Below are 23,116 nucleotides of genomic sequence, written 5' to 3' on the forward strand. Positions count from 1 at the left end.
ATTTCTATAGCGGTTTCATTCGCTTTTGGCATCAAATCCATAAGCACGCTCTACGCGACCGATACGTACGCGATAGGTTTCATACCACTTCTGGCGTCCGAGCTTCTGCGCCACCAGATGGTCCACTTCGCGCTTCCATGCATGGATGCTGGCTTCGTCTGCCCAAAAAGAACTGGTGATGCCGAAGCCTTCCGCGTCGCGCGCGCTTTCAATGCCGAGATAGCCCGGCTGCTTCGCTGCAAGTTCTCCCATCTGAACCGCCATCTCGCCATAGCCATCATCCTCGCCGATGATACGCTGCGAAGCGAAGGTGACGATCAGATAAGGAGGCTCCGGTGTGACCGCAAAGCGGCTTGGTGCTGCAGACGAGGACATGGGCTTATCCGTTCGTGAAAGTGGTCGGAGAGGCTTCAGCTTTTTTATACTCATGACGACTATCGAACCGGCTTGCAACTGTGATGAAGCCGCACTGCCGCCCACAATGTTGAGGGCACATATCGGCGATTGAGGCGCGGGAATTCATCGGCGCTAATGTCCCTCTTTCAAAGAGGGACATTATGCGAAGAACTTTACTTACTATTTCGGTCATTGTTGCTTGTTCTGCTTCCCTTGCGGGTTGTGCAACGGATCAGCGTACGGCCAGATTTCAGCTCGAGCAGCAGAATGTAAGCGCAATCAACTGGATGCAGCAGTCAGGCGAGTATGATGCGCTGGCCTATCAGACGTTCAACGGTGCGCGTCAGGCTTTCGATGCAGTAAAACCGACAAAGGGAAGGCGGAAGGCTGTGATCGTCGATCTCGATGAGACCATGATCGATAATACCGCCTATGCCGGATGGCGTGTCAAACAAAGCGTGCCCTACACGGAGAAGACATGGGCGCGCTGGATGGCTGCCGAACAGGCAGGTCCAATTGCAGGTGCCGTGGAGTTTGCCAGACATGTCAACGCGAATGGCGGCACGATGTTCTATGTCACGAACCGCGATGCGAAGTCATTTGAGTCAACGGCAGCAAACATAAGAAAACTGGGGTTCCCCGGCGTATCTGCGAAAACACTTTTGTTGAATGGCGGTCAGTCCAACAAGCAGAGCCGTTTCGATGCTGTCAAAGCAGATGGCTTTGATGTTGTCGTTTACGTCGGTGACAATCTCAACGACTTTGGAGCTGCGACCTATCACAAGAACAATCAGCAGCGACGCACATTCGTAGAAGCCAATCGCGAAGCCTTCGGGACGAAGTTCTTCATGCTACCCAATCCGAGCTATGGCGACTGGGTTTCCGGGCTGGCACCCGATTATTACAAACAATCGCCTGAAAAACAGCTTGAGATCAACCGCAAGTCCATCCGCAGTTGGGGCGGCTGAAATCCGGCATTGAATGAAACAAAAAAGCGGACCCGAAGGTCCGCTTTTCCGTAAGCTCTGAAGCGATAGATACTAGCGCTTGGAGAACTGGCCCTAAGCGCGTTAGCGCTTGGAGAACTGGAACGAACGGCGAGCCTTGGCCTTACCGTACTTCTTACGTTCAACAACGCGGCTATCGCGGGTCAGGAAGCCACCCTTCTTGAGAACCGTGCGCAGGCCCGGCTCGTAGTAGGTGAGGGCCTTGGAGATGCCGTGACGAACAGCACCGGCCTGACCGGAGAGACCGCCACCGGCAACGGTGGCAACGATGTCGAACTGACCAGCGCGATTCGAAGCAACGATCGGCTGCTGCAGGATCATCTGCAGGACCGGACGTGCGAAATACTTTTCGAATTCCTTGTCGTTGACGGTGATCTTGCCGGTGCCCGGCTTGACCCATACGCGTGCAACGGCGTCCTTACGCTTGCCGGTGGCATAAGCGCGGCCCTGTGCGTCCAGCTTCTGGACATGAACCGGAGCGGCAGCTTCGGTCTTGGCAACAGTGCCGAGTTCTTCGAGCGAGTTGAGCTGCTCAGCCATGATTATGCATTCCCTTTGTTCTTGCGGTTCAGCGCGGCGACGTCGAGGACTTCCGGCTGCTGAGCTTCCTGCTGATGGTTCGGGCCTGCATAGACGCGCAGGTTCTTCATCTGGCGACGGCCGAGCGGACCGCGCGGGATCATACGCTCAATGGCCTTTTCGACGACGCGTTCCGGGAAACGGCCTTCGAGAATCTGGCGAGCAGTGCGCTCCTTGATGCCGCCCGGATGACCGGTGTGCCAGTAATAGACCTTGTCGGTGTACTTCTTGCCGGTCAGAACAACCTTGTCGGCATTGATGATTACGACATTGTCGCCATCGTCAACGTGCGGGGTGAAGGTTGCTTTGTGCTTGCCGCGCAGGCGATTGGCGACGATGGTGGCGAGACGGCCGAGCACGAGGCCTTCGGCGTCGATCAGCACCCACTTCTTCACCACTTCAGCCGGCTTCTGAGAGAAAGTTGCCATTGAAGTCTTCCTTGACTTAATCCCCGATCTTGAAAATCAGGGCTTTTTTTGTTGCTTGTGTTGGATCGTGTCCAACCCGAACGAGCGGGCAAAAGATAACTTCTGCTCAACTCACTGGCGGGTCGATACACAATGTCCGAGTGGGCGTCAAGTCCTATATTCAGAGCTTTGTTTTAAAAACACAGTAAAATCAATATGTTAAATGTTTGGTATTATAATACCGTATCTTTATTGGATGCTTTATCGCGGCGGGATCGAGTAAGTTGTCGTTGCATGGGCCACCAGCTCGCCACTTGTACCATCGGTCAGACTGATATCGAGTACAGCAAGCCGTTTGCCGAGTTTCAGGAGGTGTGCGACGGCCTCGACCGTGCCGGGAGAGGGTTTACGCAGAAAGTTGATGTTCAGGTTCGTTGTCACGGCCAGTGCCACCGGGCCAATATGGGCCAGTATGGCTGCATAGGCCGTCACATCGGCGAGTGCAAAAAGCGAAGGGCCGGACACAGTACCGCCGGGGCGCAGATGTTGTGCATCGGCATTAAGCTGCATGGTTGCCGAACCGTCACCAATTGCCGTGATCTCGAAAGCGTTGCCAAGTTGCGGAAACTCGCGCTTCATGAATGCGCGCAGCTCTTCAATGTTCATGACAGGGCTCAACGACCGGCTTGCCACCATGGCGGCATTCCGCTCCTGCGCGGTATTGATATTCATGCGCTCCTCCCAAATTTATTTATCAATAAAGGGAGCGCCACCCTTCATGCAAGCGCTCGCTCCAGCGACCGAAGAGGATAAAATGCAAAACCCTTCCGACGATCAGATTCGCGAGATCCTCCGTTCCGTCAAAACGATTGCGCTTCTTGGCGCATCACCGAAGCCGGAACGCCCGAGCAATGGCGTGATGGAATTCCTGCTTTCCAAGGGATACCGCGTGATTCCGGTCAATCCGGGGCAGGTGGGAAAACACATTCATGGCCAGCGTGTCGTGGCGCGTCTGGCTGATATCGAAGAGCCAGTCGATATGGTGGATGTCTTCCGTGAGCCTTATTCGCTGCCGGGTATCGTGGACGAAGTTCTTGCAATGAAGCACCGCCCGAAGATCTTTTGGACGCAGCTGGGTGTCGTGCACCAAGAGGCTGGAAATCGTGCCAGCGAAGCAGGTTTGACCGTCATCATGGACCGCTGTCCGGCAATCGAATATCCCCGCCTGATCGGTTGATAAGAGCTTTCGGATTTAATTTCTGCGAATCCAGTATTTGGCGGAAAATCCTCCTTTGCTTTCCTCGCTGTAGAGCCTAGGTTCCAGACCTGTTTGGGGTTTGGGACACAGGAGGAAATGATGTCGAAACGCTCTCCCGGAATTGAAACACTTGCCGTTCACGCAGGGGCAAAGCCCGATCCGACGACAGGTGCCCGTGCAACGCCGATCTATCAGACGACCTCGTTCGTGTTTGAAGATGCGGACCACGCAGCTTCATTGTTCGGCCTGCAGGCGTTCGGCAATATCTATACGCGCATCACAAACCCGACGACCGCAGTTCTGGAAGAGCGCATTGCCGCACTCGAAGGCGGTACGGCGGCTGTAGCGACTGCATCCGGTCACTCAGCGCAGTTGCTTGTTTTCCATACGCTGCTTCAACCGGGTGACAATTTCGTCGCCGCGCGCCAGCTTTACGGCGGATCGATCAATCAGTTCGGTCAGTCGTTCAAGTCCTTCGGCTGGCAGGTCCGCTGGGCCGATGCCACCAACCCGACCGATTTCGCAAAGCAGATCGACAGCAAGACACGTGCTATCTTTATCGAAAGCTTCGCCAATCCGGGCGGCATCGTGGTGGACATCGAGGCTATCGCCGAAATTGCGCACAGAAACGGCCTGCCACTGATCGTGGACAACACGCTTGCATCGCCTTATCTGGTGCGCCCGATCGAACATGGTGCGGATATCGTCGTTCACTCGCTGACCAAGTTTATCGGTGGTCATGGCAATTCCATGGGCGGCATTCTGGTCGATGGCGGTACATTCGACTGGGCGAAGTCCGGCAATTATCCGCTTCTGACCGAACCGCGTCCGGATTACGCGGGTCTGGAACTGCACAAGACCTTTGGCAATATTTCCTTTGCAATCGCTGCCCGAGTGCTGGGTCTGCGTGATTTCGGCCCGGCGATTTCGCCGTTCAACGCCTTCCAGATTCTCACCGGCGCGGAAACCCTGCCGCTGCGCATGCAGCGTCACAGCGACAATGCTCTGAAGGTCGCATCCTGGCTGCATGGCCACGAGAAAGTGTCGTGGGTAAATTATGCCGGGCTGCCGCATGATAAATTTCATGCGCTCCAGCAGAAATATGCGCCGAAGGGTGCCGGTTCGGTGTTTACCTTCGGTCTCAAGGGCGGTTACGACGCGGGCGTAAAGTTCGTAGACAGCCTCGACCTGTTCTCGCTGCTGGCCAATATTGGCGACACGCGCTCGCTGGTCATCCACCCGGCATCCACCACCCACCGTCAGCTGAGTGATGAGCAGAAGGTGGCGGCTGGCGCTGGCCCGGACGTGGTGCGCCTGTCTATCGGTATCGAGGATGCGGACGATATCATTGCCGATATTGAGCAGGCGCTGGCAAAGGTCTGATCCATGAGCCGGTTTCTCGATTTCGACCTGACCGGCATCGAACCGGAGGAAGGCGCGCCGCTACCGGAGCGCATTATTTCCGGTGCCCCGAAATTCCGCACGTGGAATTTGGAGGAGAATACCGAGGGCACGCTCTTTGCTGGCATATGGGAGAGCACGCCGGGTAAATGGCGCATCGAATATGATGAATGGGAGTTCTGTCACATCCTGTCCGGCCGGTCGGTCATCAGCGAAGAGGGCGGCGAAAGCCGCGAAGTCGTTGCAGGCGACAGTTTTGTCATCCGACCGGGGTTCAAGGGAAGCTGGGAAGTCATAGAGACCACCCGCAAGGAATATGTCATCAAGCTCTGACATTGGTTCCTTCTATGCAAAACACCCGCCGAATTTCGGCGGGTGTTTTTGTTTCAGTTATGCGGACCACGCCTGATCGGCTGGATAACTGGCAGATTGCCCGGGTTAGGACGACCTGCACCATCGTTGCCTGATGGCGGACGGTCCGGTCGCGGTGGACGCGGACGATCCGGTCTGTTGGTGTCAGGACGACGTGGACGGTCCCGGTCGCGATAACGATAGTAATCACGGTCACGATAGTAGCGTGAATCTCTATAGTAGCGTGGATAACGTGGGTAGTTCCGATAATAGCCGCCACTATTATAAACGACCCCCGTGCCGACATAACCGCCGCGAACATAATAGGGATCAGAATAGCCAGAGCCGTAATAGCCCTCGGAGACACAACCGCTGAGCGTCAGACTGGCAGCGCCGATGCCGAGCGCCAGTAAAATGGATTTCAATGACATGTTCGCTACTCCCGAAAAAGCCGGGGCCAGCGCTGGAATACGCAATAACCACGCGGCGAACCACTATTTAGAGGGATTATGCGCGTTTCTATCTGAAGCCCATAATCAATAAAGATTGCAGAGCGTTAGCTTGGTTAGCTGCGATCAAACCTCCACATAAGGCCGTGAAATATGTTCCACACATACTTAGTAAACGCGTGGGGATTTCAAAAGTTGCTGTTGAGAAGGCAGAACGTCTCCGCAAAAAGCAAAACCGCCCCGAAGGGCGGTGGCATTATTGTCGCGTTTGCAGAGCCTATTAGCTGCCGCCAGCACCACCAATAGCGGTCGCAATGGCATTGAACTGGGTGCGGATGGTGGTGCCGAGAGACGTCGTTGCGCCGATGATGACGACAGCAATCAAAGCCGCGATGAGGCCGTATTCGATGGCGGTAGCGCCGGATTCGCTTTTACGAAAGCGTGCAATAAGCTTGGTCATGTGTTGCTCCTGAGATCATTCTTGCTTGTTTAGTGGTCTCTGTGACCTGAGAGCAAACTACCCGGCAAATATGTGCACCCTCTTAAGTTGCATGGTAAACGGAAGGTGAGTATCGCATATGATTAATAAAGTGCTGAATTAAAAACGAAAACTGCAATAGCGTCGTACGTTGTATTTAAGCGATATCGAATATAAATCTTCAGGCAAGGAAAAGCCCCGCTTACGCGAGGCTCTCTTTTTCTTGGAAGCTGCGATCTGCCTTACTGCGGCAGCTGGGCGCCAGCCTGCTTAACGGCATCAGCCATGGTCTGGCAGAGCTTCTCCTCGGAGACATTCTGTGCTTTTGCGCTGGTGGCAATATCCTGTTCCATGCCCATCGCAGAGACCTTACCCTGCTTACCGGTTGCTTCGGCAGCGTCGGCCTTGGTGGTGTCGGATGGGGCGGGGATCAGCGCAATCATTTTTGTCTGGATTTCGATGGCGCCGCCATCGGTATAACCCTTTTCCTGGCAGTACTGGAGTACGCCAAGCTGGTTGCGAGCTGCGTTATAGGCCATCTCCATCTGTTCAGGCGTTGCCTGTGCAAAAGCCATCGTAAGATTTGCACCGAGGAAAAGACCGGTCAAAGAAACACGTACCAGATTGCGCATGATAATTCATCTCCATGAGTCAAATACACGCTGAGATAGAGCGAATTTTCCGGCGAAGGGAACTCAAGAAAAATTAATTAGTGAAATGAAATATAACGAAAATAGTTTCTGTCCGGAGCGACATAAGCGTCATAAATATTTCAACATAACGATATGCACGAAATTATCTCACAGGTTGTACCAGATTGGCGATGAGCCGGAATGCACCGGGCACAAGCTTGTCGAGCTGATGATGCAGGACGAGGCTCGTATGCGTATGGCGGCCTTTACCGATACTGGCTGAAACAAGCGCGCCGAAGAGCGGCTGTTCTCCCTCATCATGCATGGAAAGCAGCGGCTGATAGTCGTCATCCCATGCGGAAGCGAAATAAAGCCCACGTTCCTTGTGCCATCCATTCCAATCACGTTCGCTGATAATATTGGGGCCGACGAGCAAGGGATGCTCTGGATCGAGAACTGTAACTGCGGCATGGGGATTCGTAACGCGCCAGCGCAATGACGGGGAACCGATGGCTAATTTTCGCGGTGGTGTCCGATCCGGATGCCAACCATCGGATGGACGATGATAGAGCGTCACCAGATGTCCGCCATTCTCGACGAATCGATGCAGATTGTCCGTTGCTGCGGCGAGATCAGCGTGCAGGCCGAAGGCGAATATACCGACCACGATGGTGGTGAATTGCGAAAGATCACCGGAAAGATGGCGTGCTTCGACATCGGTGACATCAAATCCCATGCGTTTCAGCCAAAGACCAACATTGTCTGCCCCAGCGCCGATATAGCCGATACGCGCATCAGGCAATTTCACGTCGAGTGCCAATACAGGCAGCACGGCAGGCTCACGCCAGACGGTTTTACCGATATGCGGGTAGCTGGCTACCTGCGTCTGCCATGCAAGACGTCCGTTGATCGTGGCCTGTAGCGCAGTCAAGCCGGGCTCTGGATCGAAAGGCCCGTGTAGAACAGCATCCTGCCCGATTACGCCGACGCTCCAACCGTTTTCCGCTGTGAATGTGACTTGGCCGGTCTCGCCATCGACCACAAGCCGGATCGGCGAGGGATACTGCTTGCCCGATATGATGACTGCTGGCGGATCAATCCTTAACGAGGCAGATGGAACAATGGCAAGCGGCTCTTCGAGATCGAAGCTGCACGCAGCCAGGTGATCGTCAAACTGCGCCTTTAATCGGATATAGGCCTGTCCGTTGCCGCCGAGTGACCGCCAAGCCGGTTCAAAAAGCGGGGAAAGTGCTGCCTCCTTTGCCAGTGACACAGCCAGAATTTCCCTCTCGGGCGTCACGTACTCGCAAGCGGTCGAACAGCTTTCTGGCAATATGGGGTCGGCTGTTATTGCGACGGCCATCGCTCCGGGGCCGTATTCGACAACAAGGCGGGTTTCTCCACCTGTAGGCAATATGGCTTCTTCCAGATAAGCCCGCTCGAACAAAGACGCTGCTTCGATCAAGGCGGCGTCGATTTCCCACTGCTTGCGTTCCAGCCTGTGCCCGTGCTGCACGAGGAAACCTTGCGGTGCGCCGGTCAGTACAGTTTTCAGGCTTTTTGCAGCACCGAGAAGATTATTGACAATGGTTTCGCGCTCAGGAAAAGCCGCAATAGTCCGCTCGACAGACAAATGAGCGTCAAGAAGCTGCTTCCGGGTTTCAAGTGTCAGCCCATCGACCTCAGCCAGTGTTGCGAGAGATTCCGGAATACCTTCAAGAATTGTTGTTTCAGCACAGCTTTCCGGCAGTTTCAGATGCAGCGGCCATTCGCTCTTGGGCGTTTCCGGCCAGCGCCCCATGCCCTGCGTGGCGTGACAGGCACGCGACCATTCACCGATACGGTCGTAATCGGCACCGGTCGCAGCGTCGCGACCCGCCGCGTGAACGGTCAATGTGGTGTCGGGCGGAGGAAGCTCGTCATCATAGGTGTCGCCGCCGCCTGACCAGGCAGGGAGATAGAATTTTGCCACCTGCCACGGCATCAATCCCTCGGCAAAATGTTCGGGAAAGGCATCGGGATCGGCGGCGAGCCGTATGGCCGTTTCCGCAGCCCGTGTCATCGCGCGGTGGTGGCCATGCTGGCCGGGAACATCGAGAAAGGTCGGCAGCACGATATCCGGACGCTCGGTGCGATAGGCGCGTACGAGCCGCTCGACGGTTTTCTTCTCACCCCAGTGGGCAAAGGTACCGTCACCATCCTTGGAGAAACCGAAGTCGTGGACGGAATCGTCTGGACCATGGCCGAGCCAATGCACGTCGCAATCGAGAATGCGCGCTGCTTCTTCCATCTCACGGCTGCGGATCACGCCGAGCGCACCACCGCGTTCCGGGCCAAGCGCATTTTGCCCGCCTTCGCCGCGTGTCGAACAGGCGATCACCACCCGTATACCAAGTCCGAACCGCAAATAGGCCATCAGGCCGCTCTGCTCATCGTCAGGGTGCGCACCCGTATGCATCAGCGTGACGGTCGAGCGCAGCCTGCTTAGAGCGCGATGCAGACGGACGAGGGCAGGAGACGACTTCTGGCGCTCGATGCGCTGAAGGGCGGTGAGCATGGTCAGATTTCCGAATTGGTATCAAGCTTCGGCGTCATGGCCTCGAACATCGGCAGTGATGCAGCGCCCAGGGCGGCGGTGAACTGTCCCGTCTGCCCTCGAATGACCCGTGGCAACGCACGGGCGCGGCGGCTAGCAACCGAAATCGGCAGACCACCCATATGCCAGATCAGGTCATCGATGATCGCATCGGGCAACATGCCGCCCAGAATGATCGTCTCGGGATCGAGAATGTTTTCGATCATGGCAATCATCGGAGCCAGATGGTCGGCGGCCTCCTGTACCCAGCCCATCAGAACTGGGTTGCGGCCTTCATGCAGCTTTTCCAGCGCGTCGAAATTGGTGTCCTCAATCCCTGCCGCGTGAAGCTTCTCGCGCAAGGTATGAAGGGAGGCATAGGTTTCGAGGCAACCCTTCTGGCCGCAGGCGCAGCTGCGCCCATTAGGCGTGATGACGATATGACCGATTTCACCGGCATTGCCGAAAGCGCCTCGAAACGGTGCGCCGTCCTGAATCATGCCAAGCCCGATACCGGCACCGAAATAGATCATGGCGAAATTGGAAATCGCGTGTCCCGCGCCGAACAGGCGTTCGCCGACAGCGGCGGCATTCGCGTCGTTTTCGACCAGAACGGATTCGCCGCAGGCTTCGCTCAGAACCGCCGCTGCATCGATCCCGGACCAGCCGGGCAGGGTCGTCGGACCGACAGAACTCATGCCTTCAATGTCAAACGGACCCGGCATCACGACGCCTATGCCGAGCAGGCGCGCGGGAAACGAAGTCTTCACCGCATCGACTTCTTTTCGCAATTGTGTGGAGAGCCTGTCGGGGCTGACATCCTGAATGGGGCGCACGTGCTGCGTGCGCGGCTTGCCGGAAAGATCAAGCACCGTCGTCACCATATGCGTCGAACCCATTTCCACACCGATGGTCATCGCGCCTTCGGGATTGACGGCAAACTGGATCGGCGGCTGGCCGCGCCCCGTTTTCAGTCGCCCCAGCTGCATGAGCAGATTCTCTGAAACCAGCTCATCGACGATATTGGCGATGGCCTGTGCGGTCAGATGCGTCAGGCGGGCGATATGCATCCGGCCGAGAGGACCGTGGCGGCGCACGACATCAAGCACTACACGTCGGTTATGGTCACGAATTCGCTCGGGATTCTTGCCCAGAGTGACCGCAAGCGACCCACCTTGTACGGCGGCAGGCGTATTGGCCCGCCCGTCTTCGGATTGCCCATCTGATTTCGATGTCATGGTCCCTCCTGTCTCCCGTCAAAAGAGATAACGCGAGCCGCTTTTAACAGCAATATATTAATTCAACTAAATTATCTTATTGACAAAACGCTCGCAACATTGAACCGTAAGGGCAGGGTGGTGAAGAACCGCCTTGGCTCATGTCGGGGAAGTGGGTTCCTGCATGGGAAAAAATGGGCGCTGCGCATCATCTGCGCGGCATGTGGTGGAATATGCGGATTGTGCGAAGCACTGCCGCAGCCGTGCCTGGCGACCGCATTCGAACCGGTGGGCGGGGCATTAGGGAGGTTTAAATGCGTAAGCTGTTATTGGCAGGTTTGGTTGCGGGGCTCAGCACCTTTGCGATCAATGCCGCTCAGGCTGTCGAAATCGAATATTGGCAGTATGTCTTCGAGACACGCGTCAAGGCGATGGACAAGCTGATCGAGAATTTCGAGAAGGCCAATCCGGACATCAAGGTCAAGCAGGTCACGTTCCCGTACGACGACTATCAGACGCGCGTAATCGCAGCGAAGATGGCGGGCAAGAGCCCGGACGTGATGCAGCTTTTCTACGGCTGGCTGGACAAATTCGTGGCTGGCGGCATTCTGCAGCCGCTGCCGCAGGACACGTTCCCGCATGACAAGATTGAGAGCGAATTCTTCCCGATTGTTTCGGCGATGAAGCGCGGCGATGAGTATTACGGTCTGCCGACTGCTGTGCGCTCGCTGGCCCTGTTCTACAACAAGAAGCTCTTCACCGACGCTGGCCTCGACCCGAACAATCCGCCCAAGACGCTAGATGAAATGGTCGAAGCTGCCAAGAAGACGACGAAGCGCGACGCTTCCGGCAATCTTCTGGCCGAAGGCATCACGCTCGACATGCCGGGACAGGACCAGCATTGGTGGCGTGAAGTTCTGGTGCGCCAGTTCGGCGGCCAGCCATATACCGACAATGACCGCAAGGTTGCTTATAACGACGCCGCCGGTGAAAAGGCGCTTGCCTTCTATACTGGCCTCCAGACCGAACATAAGGTCGGCGAAGTCAAGTTCATGGATGAAGGGCAGGCTGCTTTCCGCGCTGGCATGGCGGCCATGACCATCGACGGCACCTTCCGTCTCGGTTCGTTCCGCACCATCAAGGACTTCGAATGGGGTGTGACCGAGCTTCCGGCCAATGCCGAAGGCGTGCGTTCCAACTATGCGAGCTACTTCGCCAACGGCATTAGCGCCAAGGCAAGCGGCGAGAAACTGGAAGCTGCCAAGAAGTTCCTGAACTACATCTCCTCGCCGGAAGCCATGGAAATCTGGTTGAAGGATGTTGGCGAACTGCCTGCGCGCCGTTCGGCAGCCTTGACGGAAACGAACCTTGCCGATCCGATCTACGGCCCGTTCCTGAAGGGTCTGGAATATGCGCACACGACCATGTTCGTGGACGAGCTGAAGCAGCGCCAGATCGCTGTCGATATGGCCAATCGCGTTATTCTCGAAAAGCAGCCGGTCAAGGAATCCCTCGATCAGGCAGCCAAGGCCGAGCAGGATGTGCTCGACGCAGCCAAGTAAGGCAAACGCGAAAGATGAAGCGGCTCCCGCTGCTTCATCTTCTCCTGCCTGTTGACGGCACGGCTAATCCGTAGCCGAAGGATACTAAAACATGACAATCACTGTAGAAGCCGGGACGGCTGAAACAGGCGGCGCGGGGAAGGGGCCTTCGGGCAACCGCCTGACGGACCGTCTTTCCATGCGCACAAGACGGTTGATCTGGGTGTGGAGCTTTCTGGCTCTCCCGATACTGTTCTATTCGGTCATCCGCTTTTACCCGACGATAGAGGCTTTCTGGCTCTCTCTCACAGACTGGGACCTGATGAACCCACCGAAGTTCATCGGCTTCGCCAATTACCAGAAGCTCTTCGCTGATCCGGAATTCTGGAAAGTGTTCAAGAACACTTTCACCTATCTGCTAGTCGGCACGCCGATAAGCCTCGTGGTGGCGTTTACAATCGCCTATTTTCTGGATCGCGTGCGCATCATGCACGGCTTTATCCGTGCACTCTATTTCCTGCCTTATCTCACCACGGCAGCGGCCATGGCATGGGTCTGGCGCTGGTTCTATCAGCCCGCACCCATCGGCTTCATCAACAATATTCTGAGTGCAGTGGGGCTCCCGCAGCAGGGGTTCCTGCGCTCGGTCGATCAGGGTCTCTATGCCATCATGGCGACGTCCATCTGGGCCGGTCTTGGCTTCCAGATCATTATCTTCATGGCTGGCCTGCGCGCTGTTCCCAACACTTTTTATGAAGCCGCACGCATTGATGGCCTCGGCGAATGGGCGATCCTGCGCAAGATCACGATCCCGCTTCTGAAGCCCACCACGGTGTTCCTCGTCGTCTTCTCGTCCATCGGTTTCCTGCGCATCTTCGATCAGGTCTACAACATGACTACGAACGATCCCGGCGGACCGCTCGGCTCCACCAAGCCGCTGGTGCTGATGATCTATCAGACGGCCTTCTCCTCCTATGCGATGGGTTATGCGGCCGCGCAAACCGTCGTTCTGTTCACCATCCTGCTTTGCGTCTCGCTGTTGCAGCTCTGGATCCTGAGGGAAAAGAAATGACAGCGTCCGCTCAAAACAAACCGCTCCCGTTCCAGAATCTGCGGCCCGGCCGCATCCTGACATGGACGTTGCTGCTCATCGGCGGCCTCATCATGGTCACACCACTGGCCTTCATGTTCTCCACCTCGCTCAAGACGGCAGGTCAGGTCTACGACCTGCGCCTGATCCCGGCAGAGCCGACATTGCAGAACTATGTCACTATCCTTGCCGATGGGCGCTTCCTGCGCTGGTTCCTGAATTCCATGATCGTTGCGGTCGTGGTCACCTTGTCGAATGTCTTCTTCGACAGTCTTGTCGGCTATACGCTGGCGAAATTCCAGTTCCGCGGTCGCTATTTCATCTTCCTCGCCATCCTGTCCACGCTGATGATCCCCACCGAAATGCTGGTGATCCCATGGTATCTGATGTCGAGCAAGCTCGGCTGGCTGGACAGCTACTGGGGTATCATGTTCCCCGGCATGATGACTGCCTTTGGCACGTTCCTCATGAAGCAATTCTTCGAAGGAGTTCCCAACGACTTTCTGGAAGCTGCCCGCGTCGACGGCCTCAACGAATTCCAAATCTGGTGGAAAGTTGCCATGCCGCTGGTGACGCCAGCACTCTCGGCGCTCGCGATCTTCACCTTCCTCGGCAACTGGACCGCATTCTTCTGGCCGCTGATTGTTGCGACCAGCCCGGAGCTTTACACGCTGCCGGTCGGGCTTTCGAGCTTCGCCGTCGAGCAATCCATCCAGTGGGAAATGATCATGACCGGCGCGGCAATCGCCACGCTTCCCACGCTCGTCGTCTTTCTTCTTCTCCAGCGTTACATCGTGCGCGGTGTCATGCTTGCTGGCCTCAAGGGTTGAACCATGTCCGATCTCGATCCACGGCTGTCCGATAAAAGCGTCTTCCCCGATCCGGTTTACAAGGAAACCGTGCTTCGCCCGCTTTTTGACGGCGCCAAGACCCATCATGTCGACGGCTTCCGCCGCATCGACCGCGCCCATCTCGTTATGCTGACCGAAACCGGCATTCTCGACCGTGCGCAGGCAGCGGCCATTGCGGGTGCGCTGGAAGCTATCGACAAGGAAATCGATCCTTCGAAGCTCACTTATACGGGTGAGGTGGAAGACTTTTTCTTCCTCATCGAGAAGGAGCTGAAGGCGCGCATTGGTGCCGACACCGCCGGTCGTCTTCACACGGCGCGCTCACGCAATGATATTGACCACACGCTGTTCAAGCTTGGTCTGAAGGATCGTATCGATACGCTGATGACGCAGGCGCGCAATGTGCTTGATGCGATGATTGCTGCTGCCGAGCGTGAAAAGGAGACACTGATCGTCGCCTATACGCATGGTCAGCCTGCACAGCCATCGACCTTCGGTCACTATCTTTCGGCGGCAGTCGAGGTTCTCATCCGGGATATGGAACGGATGGAAGCCGCGCGCGCCATCGTCAACCTGTCACCCATGGGGGCGGCGGCCATCACCACCTCAGGCTTCCCGATCGATCGCGCACGAGTGGCGAGCCTGTTGGGCTTTGCTGCCCCCTTGCCGAATTCCTACAGCTGCATTGCAGCGGTGGATTACATCACCTCGACCTATTCGGCGTTGGAGCTGATGTTCGTGCATCTGGGACGCCTCATCCAGGACTTCCAGTTCTGGACCAGTTTCGAGGTCGGCCAGATTTACGTGCCGAATGCCTTCGTGCAGATTTCATCAATCATGCCGCAGAAGCGCAATCCGGTTCCGATCGAACATATGCGCCATCTGGCGAGCCAGACCATGGGCCGTGCCCGCACCGTTCTGGACGTCATGCACAATACGCCGTTCACCGACATGAATGACAGTGAGGGCGAGACGCAGCAGATGGGCTACGAGGCATTCGCCTCCGCTGGTCGCGTGCTTGATCTTCTGGCCGCATTCATCGGCGCGATCCGTATCGATCCGGCCCGTGTGGCAGAAAATATCCGTCGCTCCTGCATCACGATCACCGAACTGGCGGATTCGCTGGTGCGCATCGAAGGTCTTTCGTTCCGGCAGGCGCATGAAATCGCAGCCAGGGTTGCGCGCGCTGTCGTCGCCATGGGCGGCGGTCCGGAGAAGGATGGGTTTGAACCTTTCCTTGACGCTTTCCGCGAGTCCGCCGGGCGCGAGCCATCCTTCGGGCGCGAAAAGTTTGAGGAACTAGTCTCCCCGCAACATTTCGTGGCTGTGCGTGATCGTCTCGGCGGTCCGGCACCGACAGCGATGAATGCAGCACTTGCGCGGCATAAGGCGGAAGCTGGTCGCTTCAAGGCAGTCGCTTTTGACCATGCAGCCGCTGAAGCAAAGGCTGCCCGCGAACTCAATGAAAAATTCAGTGCACTTGTGGAGGCACGTTGATGGCAACCATCGAACTTGAAAAGCTGGTCAAGCGTTATGGCAAGGTCGAGGCGGTCCGGGCAATCGATCTCCAGATCAAGGACGGCGAGTTCGTCGTTTTTGTCGGCCCCTCCGGCTGTGGCAAGTCCACGACTTTGCGCATGATCGCAGGGCTTGAGGATATTTCCGGCGGCCACCTGAAGATCGGTGGCGAGGTCGTTAATGAACGCGATCCAAAGCAACGCAACATCGCCATGGTGTTCCAGAATTATGCGATTTATCCGCATATGACCGTGCGTCAGAACATCGGTTTTGGGCTTTACACGTCGAAACTGTCCAAGGCCGAGAAGGACAAGCGCATCGAGGAAACCGGCAAGGCGCTTGGGCTGGAACCCTATCTCGACCGTCGACCGGCAGCATTGTCCGGTGGTCAGCGCCAGCGCGTCGCTATCGGTCGCGCCATGGTGCGCAATCCGTCTGCTTTTCTTTTCGATGAGCCGCTGTCAAACCTCGACGCTCAGCTTCGCGCGCAGATGCGCATCGAAATCAAACGCTTGCATCAGCGTCTCAAGACGACGACCGTTTACGTGACACATGACCAGGTTGAAGCCATGACCATGGCCGACCGTATCGTTGTCATGCGTGACGGTCGCATTCTCCAGACCGGAACGCCGACCGAGCTTTATGAAAATCCGACCGATGTTTTTACGGCGCGCTTCATCGGCAGCCCGTCGATGAACCTGATTGCGGGTCGCCGCAATGGATCAGGCGTGGAACTTGCACCTGATGGCGACATTCTGGTCGGCGTCCGCCCGCATGATTTGAAAGTTGAGGAAGGCACACCCGATGCCCTTTCGCTCACGGGCACTGTGACGGCCGTTGAGCCTCTCGGCGCCGAAACGCTGGTTCATTTGGACGTTAACGGCGTCTCGGTGATTGCAACTGCTCCGGGGAAGATCATTCCCGCAACGGGCGGCACGCTTTCCGTGTCCGCGCCTGCCGGAAGCCTGTATCTCTTCGATGCCAAGACCGAGAAAAGACTGGGCCGCCTATGATGCCGCAACAATTCAAACGGCATTTCAAGTCTCCGGCTGTCCTCAGTATCGGGCGGATTTACTGCGACCTTATCTTCACCGGGCTACAATCACTGCCGCAGCCCGGACGAGAGGTTTTTGCCGAAAACATGAAGATGGCGGCAGGTGGAGGCGCCTTCATTTCGGCTGCCCATCTTGCCCATGCGGGCAGGGCGGTGGCGCTGGTCGCACGTCTCGGCTTTGACGGCCTGTCACGCGGGCTTGAACCGGACCTGAAGATCGACGGTGTCGATCTGCGCTTTCTGGAACGTGCCGACGATGCCGGACCGCAGGTGACGGTGGCAAGCGTGATCGGCAACGACCGCGCATTCCTCTCGCGCCGTGCCGGTTCGGCGCTGCCTTCGACGCTCGAAGCCGCGTTGCAATGGAAGGATGCGGGGCATCTGCACATTGCTGAATTCGCAACGCTGCACGAAATCCCCAAGCTCGTACAGCAGGCAAAGGCGGCAGGCCTTTCAGTCTCGCTCGACCCAAGCTGGGATGAAACGCTGATCTACGATCCGGGTTTGCTCGCGGCCTGTGAGGGCGTCGATATATTCCTTCCCAACCGCGAGGAAGCGCAGGCCATCACTGGCCACGACGATCCGGCAAAGGCGCTCAATGCGCTTGCGAAGCACTTTCCAATCGTGGCTCTCAAGGGCGGTGGAGAAGGGGCGTGGCTGCGCACTGCCGATGCGGACCTTCATATGGCGGCAAAGGACGTGCCGGTTATCGATACGACCGGGGCAGGCGATGCTTTTAATGCCGGCTTCATCGATGCGTGGCTCGAAGGTCATGATTCTCACCGAGCACTTGCTGCCGGTATCGAATATGGAAGCCTTGCCGTGCAGGCAGCCGGCGGTGCATCCATCTTGCGTTCGCCCGAACGACTGGCTGGATAATATCCAAGGCGGCGGCTGAATGTTCGCCGCTCCCACAACTTGCTTCTCCGGCAAATGTCGGCGTCAGACGTGTACGCTTTGCCGATATTGTAGCGCCTTTCGGGTGGCCGAGCTTCACTTTGGCTTCTCTATCGAGGGAAGCATGGAAGGGACGATAGAAAAACACAAGAAAGACGTCGAAGGCTGATTTTTGCACTTGCGCTTGTCGCGCGAATTGCCTAAACGGCTCTCACAGCGACTGGCCAGACACTTGGCGAAACAGTCGGGCGATTAGCTCAGTTGGTAGAGCGCTTCGTTTACACCGAAGATGTCGGGAGTTCGAGTCTCTCATCGCCCACCACTTATCTCCCTGAAATTGCTTGTAAATTTTGACTGAATAGATTGCGCGGTTGTTTGCATTTTTCACCTAGCAACAGCCTAGCAACTGTGTTGCTGTTGCTAGGGCAAGCCTATTGCGCGATGGCGCGAGCTTTATTCCTCAAAACTCCCTAAAGTTCCTGCGGCATCATTCAATTAAATTTGGAATGATATCGGATATGCGCTCGAATTTTGATACATGACGTCCTGGAACATCCCGGTTCGCCCTTAGCTGCCACGATTCAATGGATGAAGCGTCTTGGAGAACAGACTCTACGTTCGGGTCAGTATCTGGATGAGAAACGCCAAGCTGGTTTTCGAGCGCTGAAGGGCCTGAGACCCGTCGATTGATGAACAGCACAGTGAAGAGTTCGTGATTTTTACGGGAAGCGAAGCAGAGGGGCGGAGAAGGGATAATGAATAGACAGCTTTTGTTTTTCACAGACCAAATGTCGACGTCGATCTGTACACTCGTCAACAATTCGGCCGCCAATTGGACGCCGCCAGCATATTGGCGCTAGTTTGATACACGTCCAAACATTGAAAACAGACATATGGAAAAATGTGATTATTATCATATGTGCCATTTGAAACGACCGCACAGGGACCGGAAGCAGACTCCGGTCCAGCCAAGAATGTAGTGAAGTGGGCATCATTAGCTGTCGGCACAACCACCTGATTGCCAGTCAAGATTCTTCGTGGCTACCCGTCCCAGGCTCTTACGACCCGAACGGAACCGTGAACGTGCGGTTGGATTCAATTGGACACGTTCAAGGGCGGTCGTTAATGCCGTCAACCTGTTCTGGCTTCACATCTCCAGGCCTGCCTTACGGCTTTCCAGCGTTGAGATAAGATTGAAGCCAATTGACCGGAAGGGCTCAGGTGCAATCCAACTTGCCATACCCATTACACCAGACATTGCTGTATGCTCGCCCTTGCCCAGCATAAGTTCGGCAAGGTGTCGCCCAAGCATTGTACCTTTCGCGATACCACTGCCATTGCAGCCACCCGATGCATAGAGGCCGTCCTCAACGCGACCCCACCACGGCGCCCCATTCATCGTGAACGCAGTCGTACCAGCCCACAAATATTCGAACTGCACATCTTTGAGATTAGGCCATCGACGTTCAAAACGATCTCTGAGCTTGCTTACAGCTTCGCGCTCACCGAGTTCGGCCTCATGCGCATAAAGACTGCGCACCATAATCCGGTTACGACCAATGCGACGCAACGTCGTGCCAAGCCGATGCGAGGGCAACAATCCCCATGCCTCGGACTCGCCTAGTTCATCAACCCGGCTATCGGCAATTTCTTCAGTCACCGCAGCATAAGTATAAATGGTCGCCATACGTGATTTCAGATAGCCGAACTTTCGGATGAATGCGTTGGTCGCCAGCGCCAGATTCTTACATTTTACAACGCCACCTGGCGTCTCCAAAACCCAGCCGTCGCGCTTGGTCAATGTTGTAACCGGTGTGTTTTCATAGAGCGCAATGTCGTTTGGTAGTGCATCGGCAAGACCACGGATCAGGGCTGCGGGTTGTAGCAACCAAGTATCCTGCATGTGGATGCCAAAGCGATAATACGCGCTCCCGATACGACGATGAATGTCCTCGCGCGACAGGAGAGTATGAGCAATATTATTGACGCGAGCTACTTCAGCGACTTTGCGTAAAGAGGCTTCGCCGAGTTCTGTTGCTGCACCGCGGATCGATCCCACCTGCCGCATGTCACAATCAATATTATTTTCACGGATGATCCGCATCAGCCATTCAAAAGCTTCGGTGAAGAAGCCCGACTGAAGACGTGCCTTTTCAGCCATTTCTATCGAGGCATTGCGCGGCAGCACGTCGGACCCCGTGAAACCCGAGTTTCGGGCGGAAGAACCTTCCCCCACCGTCGTCGCTTCAATCACTGCGATACTGGCGTCAGGGTCCAGTTCACGCAATCGACGTGCGATAGCGAAACCGGTGAACCCGGCTCCGACGATTGCGTAATCGACCGCAATGTCTTGATTCAGTGCAGCGCGCTGCTGGCGCGGCGGGAGCATGGCATTCCAACCGCACAGATTGGAATAGCGAGGATAGGTTAGCTTTGTCATATTGGTGCCTGAAAGATTTCGGGATAGTGCATCGCACCATCCCGATTGCTCTTATCATTCCTTGAAGTGAGCTTGTTCAGTGAGTAGCGGGCCCAGCGACATCGAACCCTTGAGTTCGAAGCCCCAGTCAAGCTTCTCGTTCCTGATCCAGACCTGTGCCGTTTCTGTCACCGGCACAGCACAAACATCAGCGACGATCAGCTTTTGTGCTTCCTGCCAGAGTTCCATCTGCTTTTTGGGATCAATCTCGGTGCGAGCGGCCTCGATCTGCTTATCGGCGACTGAGCAATGGCTGAAGTTCGTTACTTGCCCCGGAGCCCCAATCGCGCTGCTGGAATGATAGAACTGCGTCAGAAACGTATCCGCAACGGGGAAGCGTGCTGCGCCGTAATCAACAAGCGGGCTTAAATCCTTGCGGATCATCTGATGCCAGGTCGCGTGCTCAACCGGTTCAAGCTCAAGCTTGATGCCAGCCTTGGCAAGCTGCGCCTGCAAAAGCTGGTCCGTCGTCGCATAACTAGGCATCTGGCTTGAAATCATCTTGACGGTGAGACCGTTGGGATACCCCGCTTCTGCTAGCAGTGCCTTGGCCTTCTCCACATCTGGCTGGATGAGGCCCGGATCGGGATTGAGCCCGAGATTGTTTGAAGGAATGACTGACTTTGCAACACGCGTGAATTCAGGCCCACGAAACTGTGCGATCTGTTCAGGATTGATCGCGTAAGCAACGGCCTGCCGCACCTTGATATCGTCAAAAGGTTTCTGATTGCGGTTGATATGCACCACTGTCAGTTCGGCGGGATCGAAGATGTCGACCTTGGCGCCGGGCGTTTCCTTCATCCGCTGCAACCAGCGCCGATCGGCATTGCCGGCGGATACATCGATTTCACCAGCGGTAAAGGCAAGATCACGGCCTGCCGCTGCATTAAGGAAACGATATGTCACCTTTTCGATCTTCGGCTTGCCACGGAAGTATTTTTCATGAGCGGTAAAATGGACCGCAACGCCGGGTTCGATTGATTCAAACTGGAAAGGCCCAAAGCCGACAGGATTGCGGGTAAAACCCTCTCCACGCTCTTCGTACGCCTTCTTGCTGATGATAAAGCCACCCGAATAATTGGTCACCAGACCGAGCAAGCTCGGGACTTGATTTGCAAGCGTTATGCGCACAGTGTGCGGGTCTACAGCCTCGACGCTCTTGACGGCCTTATAGTCCGTTGCGAATGCAGAGCGCTTCGGATCGGCCGCCTTTTGCAGACTGAAAACGACGTCGTCGGCCGTCACTTCACCATAGCCATGTTGCCATTGCACGCCGGGCCGCAGCTTGAAGGTCCAGACCAGATTATTGTCTGTTGCTTCCCAACTCTCCGCAAGATCTCCTTCAATCGTTGCCGGATCAGTAGAGCCCGGCGCAAATCTGACCAGCCCTCCGAATATCCATGCGACAAGGGTACGGTCAGAGGTACTGGCGGCAAAATGTGGATCGAGATTGCCAATATCAGCAGCTGCCGCACCAAGCCGTAATTCGGTCTGTGTCGCGGAAGCTGAGAGCGTACCAAGTGCCGTAAAGGCCATAAGAGCGGCAAGTGCCGGTGGTCCCATGATGCTTTTCAGTTTCATGCCTGTTCCCTTCTTATTGCAGATTATTGTCTTGAGATTTGCTGAGCGCACTGAGCAGTGGGGTGAAGCCCGCTTCGTTCAGTTGGCTGATCGCGGAAATAATGCTGTCCTGACTTTGGGTACTCAGACTGACACGCCCGATATTCTTGAACTTGTGAGCGACCTGATCCCAGCTCATCGGGTTCGCCACATCGCCAAGCGGGTGGTCGATAACCAGCTCTTTTTCACCGTCGCCTTGATCGATCAGAACACGCGCCGGCGTGCGAACTGGAAACGCCGTGGCGAAATCGATCGACGTTTCAAGTTCGATCCGGTTCGCAAGGCCGAGTACCTCTATGTCTTTTAGACTGTCGGGATCGACGGGCTGAAGCGCCTCCTGCCCACGCAGCGCCGCAAGCGCGCAGCTGAAATAGAAACTATACTGGCCGCCCTCCAACGTGCTTGGGGTGCGCTCATTGGCGAGACGAAGCCCCTGCGGGAAGGTTTCGATGCGGAGCCTGTGAATGTGACGCCCATCCTGACGCATTTTCAGGATAGCATCGATGGCAGCATGCATATAACGACAGCATGCATAAGGCTTGAGATAACACTTCTGCAACTCCCACACCTCACCAAGCTGCCCCAGCAAGATTTTGGGATCATAGCGATCTTCATTGTTGAGCAGGTCTACCGGTCCGGTTGCTCCCGCCCTTGCGCGATAAGCCCCGGTGATACCGGCAACGACAGCAGGTGGGATCCCTTCTTTTACCGTGCTGCCCTGAAACTTGGAGGAGCCCGTCGGGAAAACGATAGGGCCTTCAGAGCCTGCAATCGCCAGCGCATGTGCCATTTCTTCAGCGTCAAGCCTGAGCAAGCGTCCGGCAGCTGCAGCTGCACCATAGCTGACCCACCTGCCACTGGCATAAGTCTCGATGGTGTTGGTCGGGCGTGATGTGGCAACACGCAGAGCGACGTCATAGCCCAGTGCAATGGCATCCAGCATCTCCGCATCCGAGGCATTGATGGATTGGCCGACAGCAAGTGCCGCAGGAATGACGCCAGCCCCCGCATGGCCTGCCGCTCCACGATGGCCATCATCAATATCGAGCGCACTGGCCGCCGCACTATTGGCCATGGCAGCGCCCACAACGCTCAGCTTCAAATCCGTGAGCCAGACCTGAGCTACGCCTGAACCGTAGACATCAGATGCTGCTTGCCTCGCCGAAGCAGCCAGGCGTGAATGAAGGCCTGCTGCGGTTGCGCCCATCAAGTCGAGCAGCAGCAGCGAGATGGCTTCGCGCGTTTCCGATGGCAACGCGCCTTTGGGGTGGCCAGACACAAATTCAGCAAGTTGAGTTAGGGCATGCATTTCCGAA

Annotated in this window: 22 protein-coding genes and 1 tRNA gene; 11 read left to right on the plus strand and 12 right to left on the minus strand. The window is 56.2% G+C overall.

Annotated features, from left to right (window positions below; translation table 11 throughout):
• Positions 1 to 15 precede the first annotated feature (15 nt).
• A complete protein-coding gene (locus LJ361_RS04240; protein WP_264812749.1) occupies positions 16 to 375 on the minus strand; it encodes an antibiotic biosynthesis monooxygenase family protein in 360 nt (119 codons plus the stop codon).
• Positions 376 to 557: 182 nt separating this feature from the next.
• Between LJ361_RS04240 and LJ361_RS04245 the strand changes: the two genes are divergently transcribed.
• Positions 558 to 1,364 carry a 5'-nucleotidase, lipoprotein e(P4) family gene (locus LJ361_RS04245; RefSeq protein WP_036588461.1) on the plus strand — a complete coding sequence of 269 codons (807 nt, stop codon included), beginning with the start codon at positions 558 to 560 and terminating at the stop codon, positions 1,362 to 1,364.
• A gap of 102 nt (positions 1,365 to 1,466) precedes the next feature.
• On the opposite strand, the gene rpsI is transcribed toward LJ361_RS04245, so the two are convergent.
• From rpsI to LJ361_RS04260, 3 genes are all read right to left on the minus strand, one after another.
• Positions 1,467 to 1,943, minus strand: coding sequence for a 30S ribosomal protein S9 (rpsI, locus tag LJ361_RS04250; RefSeq protein ID WP_006466519.1), 477 nt, complete (start codon positions 1,941 to 1,943; stop codon positions 1,467 to 1,469).
• A gap of 2 nt (positions 1,944 to 1,945) precedes the next feature.
• Positions 1,946 to 2,410, minus strand: a complete 465-nt coding sequence (rplM, locus tag LJ361_RS04255) for a 50S ribosomal protein L13 (RefSeq protein WP_010661122.1) — start codon at positions 2,408 to 2,410, stop codon at positions 1,946 to 1,948.
• A 240-nt stretch (positions 2,411 to 2,650) separates the two neighbouring features.
• Positions 2,651 to 3,121: a PaaI family thioesterase gene (locus LJ361_RS04260; RefSeq protein ID WP_010661123.1), complete on the minus strand. Its 471-nt coding sequence runs from the start codon at positions 3,119 to 3,121 to the stop codon at positions 2,651 to 2,653.
• Between the two features lie 82 nt (positions 3,122 to 3,203).
• Here LJ361_RS04260 and LJ361_RS04265 point away from each other — a divergent pair, with 82 nt between their 5' ends.
• The 3 genes from LJ361_RS04265 to LJ361_RS04275 all read left to right on the plus strand — a co-directional run bounded on the left by LJ361_RS04265 (position 3,204) and on the right by LJ361_RS04275 (position 5,381).
• The gene (locus LJ361_RS04265) at positions 3,204 to 3,626 is read left to right on the plus strand and encodes a CoA-binding protein (protein ID WP_029376237.1); all 423 of its coding nucleotides are present in this window, start codon (positions 3,204 to 3,206) and stop codon (positions 3,624 to 3,626) included.
• A 120-nt stretch (positions 3,627 to 3,746) separates the two neighbouring features.
• Positions 3,747 to 5,030 carry an O-acetylhomoserine aminocarboxypropyltransferase gene (locus tag LJ361_RS04270; RefSeq protein WP_010661125.1) on the plus strand — a complete coding sequence of 428 codons (1,284 nt, stop codon included), beginning with the start codon at positions 3,747 to 3,749 and terminating at the stop codon, positions 5,028 to 5,030.
• A gap of 3 nt (positions 5,031 to 5,033) precedes the next feature.
• On the plus strand, positions 5,034 to 5,381 hold the full coding sequence (locus LJ361_RS04275) for a cupin domain-containing protein (protein WP_010661126.1): 348 nt from the start codon (positions 5,034 to 5,036) through the stop codon (positions 5,379 to 5,381).
• Positions 5,382 to 5,434: 53 nt separating this feature from the next.
• Here LJ361_RS04275 and LJ361_RS04280 read toward each other — a convergent pair whose 3' ends face one another.
• The 5 genes from LJ361_RS04280 to LJ361_RS04300 form a co-directional block, all read right to left on the minus strand.
• A complete protein-coding gene (locus LJ361_RS04280; RefSeq protein WP_010661127.1) occupies positions 5,435 to 5,830 on the minus strand; it encodes a hypothetical protein in 396 nt (131 codons plus the stop codon).
• A 298-nt stretch (positions 5,831 to 6,128) separates the two neighbouring features.
• Positions 6,129 to 6,308: a Flp family type IVb pilin gene (locus LJ361_RS04285; protein ID WP_010661128.1), complete on the minus strand. Its 180-nt coding sequence runs from the start codon at positions 6,306 to 6,308 to the stop codon at positions 6,129 to 6,131.
• A 260-nt stretch (positions 6,309 to 6,568) separates the two neighbouring features.
• Positions 6,569 to 6,958: a pore-forming ESAT-6 family protein gene (locus LJ361_RS04290; protein ID WP_010661129.1), complete on the minus strand. Its 390-nt coding sequence runs from the start codon at positions 6,956 to 6,958 to the stop codon at positions 6,569 to 6,571.
• A 163-nt stretch (positions 6,959 to 7,121) separates the two neighbouring features.
• Positions 7,122 to 9,515, minus strand: a complete 2,394-nt coding sequence (locus LJ361_RS04295; RefSeq protein ID WP_264812754.1) for a PIG-L family deacetylase — start codon at positions 9,513 to 9,515, stop codon at positions 7,122 to 7,124.
• 2 nt (positions 9,516 to 9,517) lie between these two features.
• Positions 9,518 to 10,771: an ROK family protein gene (locus LJ361_RS04300; protein ID WP_010661131.1), complete on the minus strand. Its 1,254-nt coding sequence runs from the start codon at positions 10,769 to 10,771 to the stop codon at positions 9,518 to 9,520.
• A gap of 293 nt (positions 10,772 to 11,064) precedes the next feature.
• On the opposite strand from LJ361_RS04300, the gene LJ361_RS04305 reads away from it, so the two are divergent.
• From LJ361_RS04305 to LJ361_RS04335, 7 genes are all read left to right on the plus strand, one after another.
• Entirely contained in the window at positions 11,065 to 12,312 is a 1,248-nt protein-coding gene (locus tag LJ361_RS04305; RefSeq protein ID WP_010661132.1) for an extracellular solute-binding protein, read from the plus strand.
• A gap of 178 nt (positions 12,313 to 12,490) precedes the next feature.
• Positions 12,491 to 13,363: a carbohydrate ABC transporter permease gene (locus tag LJ361_RS04310; RefSeq protein WP_036564035.1), complete on the plus strand. Its 873-nt coding sequence runs from the start codon at positions 12,491 to 12,493 to the stop codon at positions 13,361 to 13,363.
• Entirely contained in the window at positions 13,360 to 14,211 is an 852-nt protein-coding gene (locus LJ361_RS04315) for a carbohydrate ABC transporter permease (RefSeq protein WP_010661134.1), read from the plus strand. Before LJ361_RS04310 ends, LJ361_RS04315 begins: the two co-directional genes overlap by 4 nt.
• 3 nt (positions 14,212 to 14,214) lie before the next feature.
• On the plus strand, positions 14,215 to 15,729 hold the full coding sequence (argH, locus tag LJ361_RS04320) for an argininosuccinate lyase (RefSeq protein ID WP_264812756.1): 1,515 nt from the start codon (positions 14,215 to 14,217) through the stop codon (positions 15,727 to 15,729).
• Positions 15,729 to 16,763, plus strand: a complete 1,035-nt coding sequence (locus tag LJ361_RS04325; RefSeq protein ID WP_043062558.1) for an ABC transporter ATP-binding protein — start codon at positions 15,729 to 15,731, stop codon at positions 16,761 to 16,763. Before argH ends, LJ361_RS04325 begins: the two co-directional genes overlap by 1 nt.
• Positions 16,760 to 17,683, plus strand: a complete 924-nt coding sequence (locus LJ361_RS04330; protein WP_036588456.1) for a carbohydrate kinase family protein — start codon at positions 16,760 to 16,762, stop codon at positions 17,681 to 17,683. Before LJ361_RS04325 ends, LJ361_RS04330 begins: the two co-directional genes overlap by 4 nt.
• Before the next feature lie 264 nt (positions 17,684 to 17,947).
• Positions 17,948 to 18,023 (plus strand) — tRNA-Val (locus LJ361_RS04335).
• A gap of 825 nt (positions 18,024 to 18,848) precedes the next feature.
• Here the strand turns inward: LJ361_RS04335 and LJ361_RS04340 are convergent.
• From LJ361_RS04340 to LJ361_RS04350, 3 genes are read right to left on the minus strand one after another with little or no spacing between them, the layout of a single operon-like run.
• Entirely contained in the window at positions 18,849 to 20,141 is a 1,293-nt protein-coding gene (locus LJ361_RS04340; protein WP_264812757.1) for an NAD(P)/FAD-dependent oxidoreductase, read from the minus strand.
• Positions 20,142 to 20,195: 54 nt separating this feature from the next.
• Positions 20,196 to 21,761, minus strand: a complete 1,566-nt coding sequence (locus tag LJ361_RS04345; protein WP_012092305.1) for an ABC transporter substrate-binding protein — start codon at positions 21,759 to 21,761, stop codon at positions 20,196 to 20,198.
• A gap of 13 nt (positions 21,762 to 21,774) precedes the next feature.
• The gene (locus LJ361_RS04350) at positions 21,775 to 23,109 is read right to left on the minus strand and encodes an MmgE/PrpD family protein (protein WP_043062555.1); all 1,335 of its coding nucleotides are present in this window, start codon (positions 23,107 to 23,109) and stop codon (positions 21,775 to 21,777) included.
• Positions 23,110 to 23,116 lie beyond the last annotated feature (7 nt).

It is taken from the genome of Brucella sp. JSBI001 (assembly GCF_026014005.1).
Lineage (GTDB): Bacteria > Pseudomonadota > Alphaproteobacteria > Rhizobiales > Rhizobiaceae > Brucella > Brucella anthropi.

Coding starts and splice junctions, on each gene's coding strand:
- LJ361_RS04240 (WP_264812749.1), bottom strand. CDS start 375: ATGTCCTCGTCTGCAGCACCAAGCCGCTTTGCGGTCACACCGGAGCCT.
- LJ361_RS04245 (WP_036588461.1), top strand. CDS start 558: ATGCGAAGAACTTTACTTACTATTTCGGTCATTGTTGCTTGTTCTGCT.
- rpsI (WP_006466519.1), bottom strand. CDS start 1,943: ATGGCTGAGCAGCTCAACTCGCTCGAAGAACTCGGCACTGTTGCCAAG.
- rplM (WP_010661122.1), bottom strand. CDS start 2,410: ATGGCAACTTTCTCTCAGAAGCCGGCTGAAGTGGTGAAGAAGTGGGTG.
- LJ361_RS04260 (WP_010661123.1), bottom strand. CDS start 3,121: ATGAATATCAATACCGCGCAGGAGCGGAATGCCGCCATGGTGGCAAGC.
- LJ361_RS04265 (WP_029376237.1), top strand. CDS start 3,204: ATGCAAAACCCTTCCGACGATCAGATTCGCGAGATCCTCCGTTCCGTC.
- LJ361_RS04270 (WP_010661125.1), top strand. CDS start 3,747: ATGTCGAAACGCTCTCCCGGAATTGAAACACTTGCCGTTCACGCAGGG.
- LJ361_RS04275 (WP_010661126.1), top strand. CDS start 5,034: ATGAGCCGGTTTCTCGATTTCGACCTGACCGGCATCGAACCGGAGGAA.
- LJ361_RS04280 (WP_010661127.1), bottom strand. CDS start 5,830: ATGTCATTGAAATCCATTTTACTGGCGCTCGGCATCGGCGCTGCCAGT.
- LJ361_RS04285 (WP_010661128.1), bottom strand. CDS start 6,308: ATGACCAAGCTTATTGCACGCTTTCGTAAAAGCGAATCCGGCGCTACC.
- LJ361_RS04290 (WP_010661129.1), bottom strand. CDS start 6,958: ATGCGCAATCTGGTACGTGTTTCTTTGACCGGTCTTTTCCTCGGTGCA.
- LJ361_RS04295 (WP_264812754.1), bottom strand. CDS start 9,515: ATGCTCACCGCCCTTCAGCGCATCGAGCGCCAGAAGTCGTCTCCTGCC.
- LJ361_RS04300 (WP_010661131.1), bottom strand. CDS start 10,771: ATGACATCGAAATCAGATGGGCAATCCGAAGACGGGCGGGCCAATACG.
- LJ361_RS04305 (WP_010661132.1), top strand. CDS start 11,065: ATGCGTAAGCTGTTATTGGCAGGTTTGGTTGCGGGGCTCAGCACCTTT.
- LJ361_RS04310 (WP_036564035.1), top strand. CDS start 12,491: ATGCGCACAAGACGGTTGATCTGGGTGTGGAGCTTTCTGGCTCTCCCG.
- LJ361_RS04315 (WP_010661134.1), top strand. CDS start 13,360: ATGACAGCGTCCGCTCAAAACAAACCGCTCCCGTTCCAGAATCTGCGG.
- argH (WP_264812756.1), top strand. CDS start 14,215: ATGTCCGATCTCGATCCACGGCTGTCCGATAAAAGCGTCTTCCCCGAT.
- LJ361_RS04325 (WP_043062558.1), top strand. CDS start 15,729: ATGGCAACCATCGAACTTGAAAAGCTGGTCAAGCGTTATGGCAAGGTC.
- LJ361_RS04330 (WP_036588456.1), top strand. CDS start 16,760: ATGATGCCGCAACAATTCAAACGGCATTTCAAGTCTCCGGCTGTCCTC.
- LJ361_RS04340 (WP_264812757.1), bottom strand. CDS start 20,141: ATGACAAAGCTAACCTATCCTCGCTATTCCAATCTGTGCGGTTGGAAT.
- LJ361_RS04345 (WP_012092305.1), bottom strand. CDS start 21,761: ATGAAACTGAAAAGCATCATGGGACCACCGGCACTTGCCGCTCTTATG.
- LJ361_RS04350 (WP_043062555.1), bottom strand. CDS start 23,109: ATGCATGCCCTAACTCAACTTGCTGAATTTGTGTCTGGCCACCCCAAA.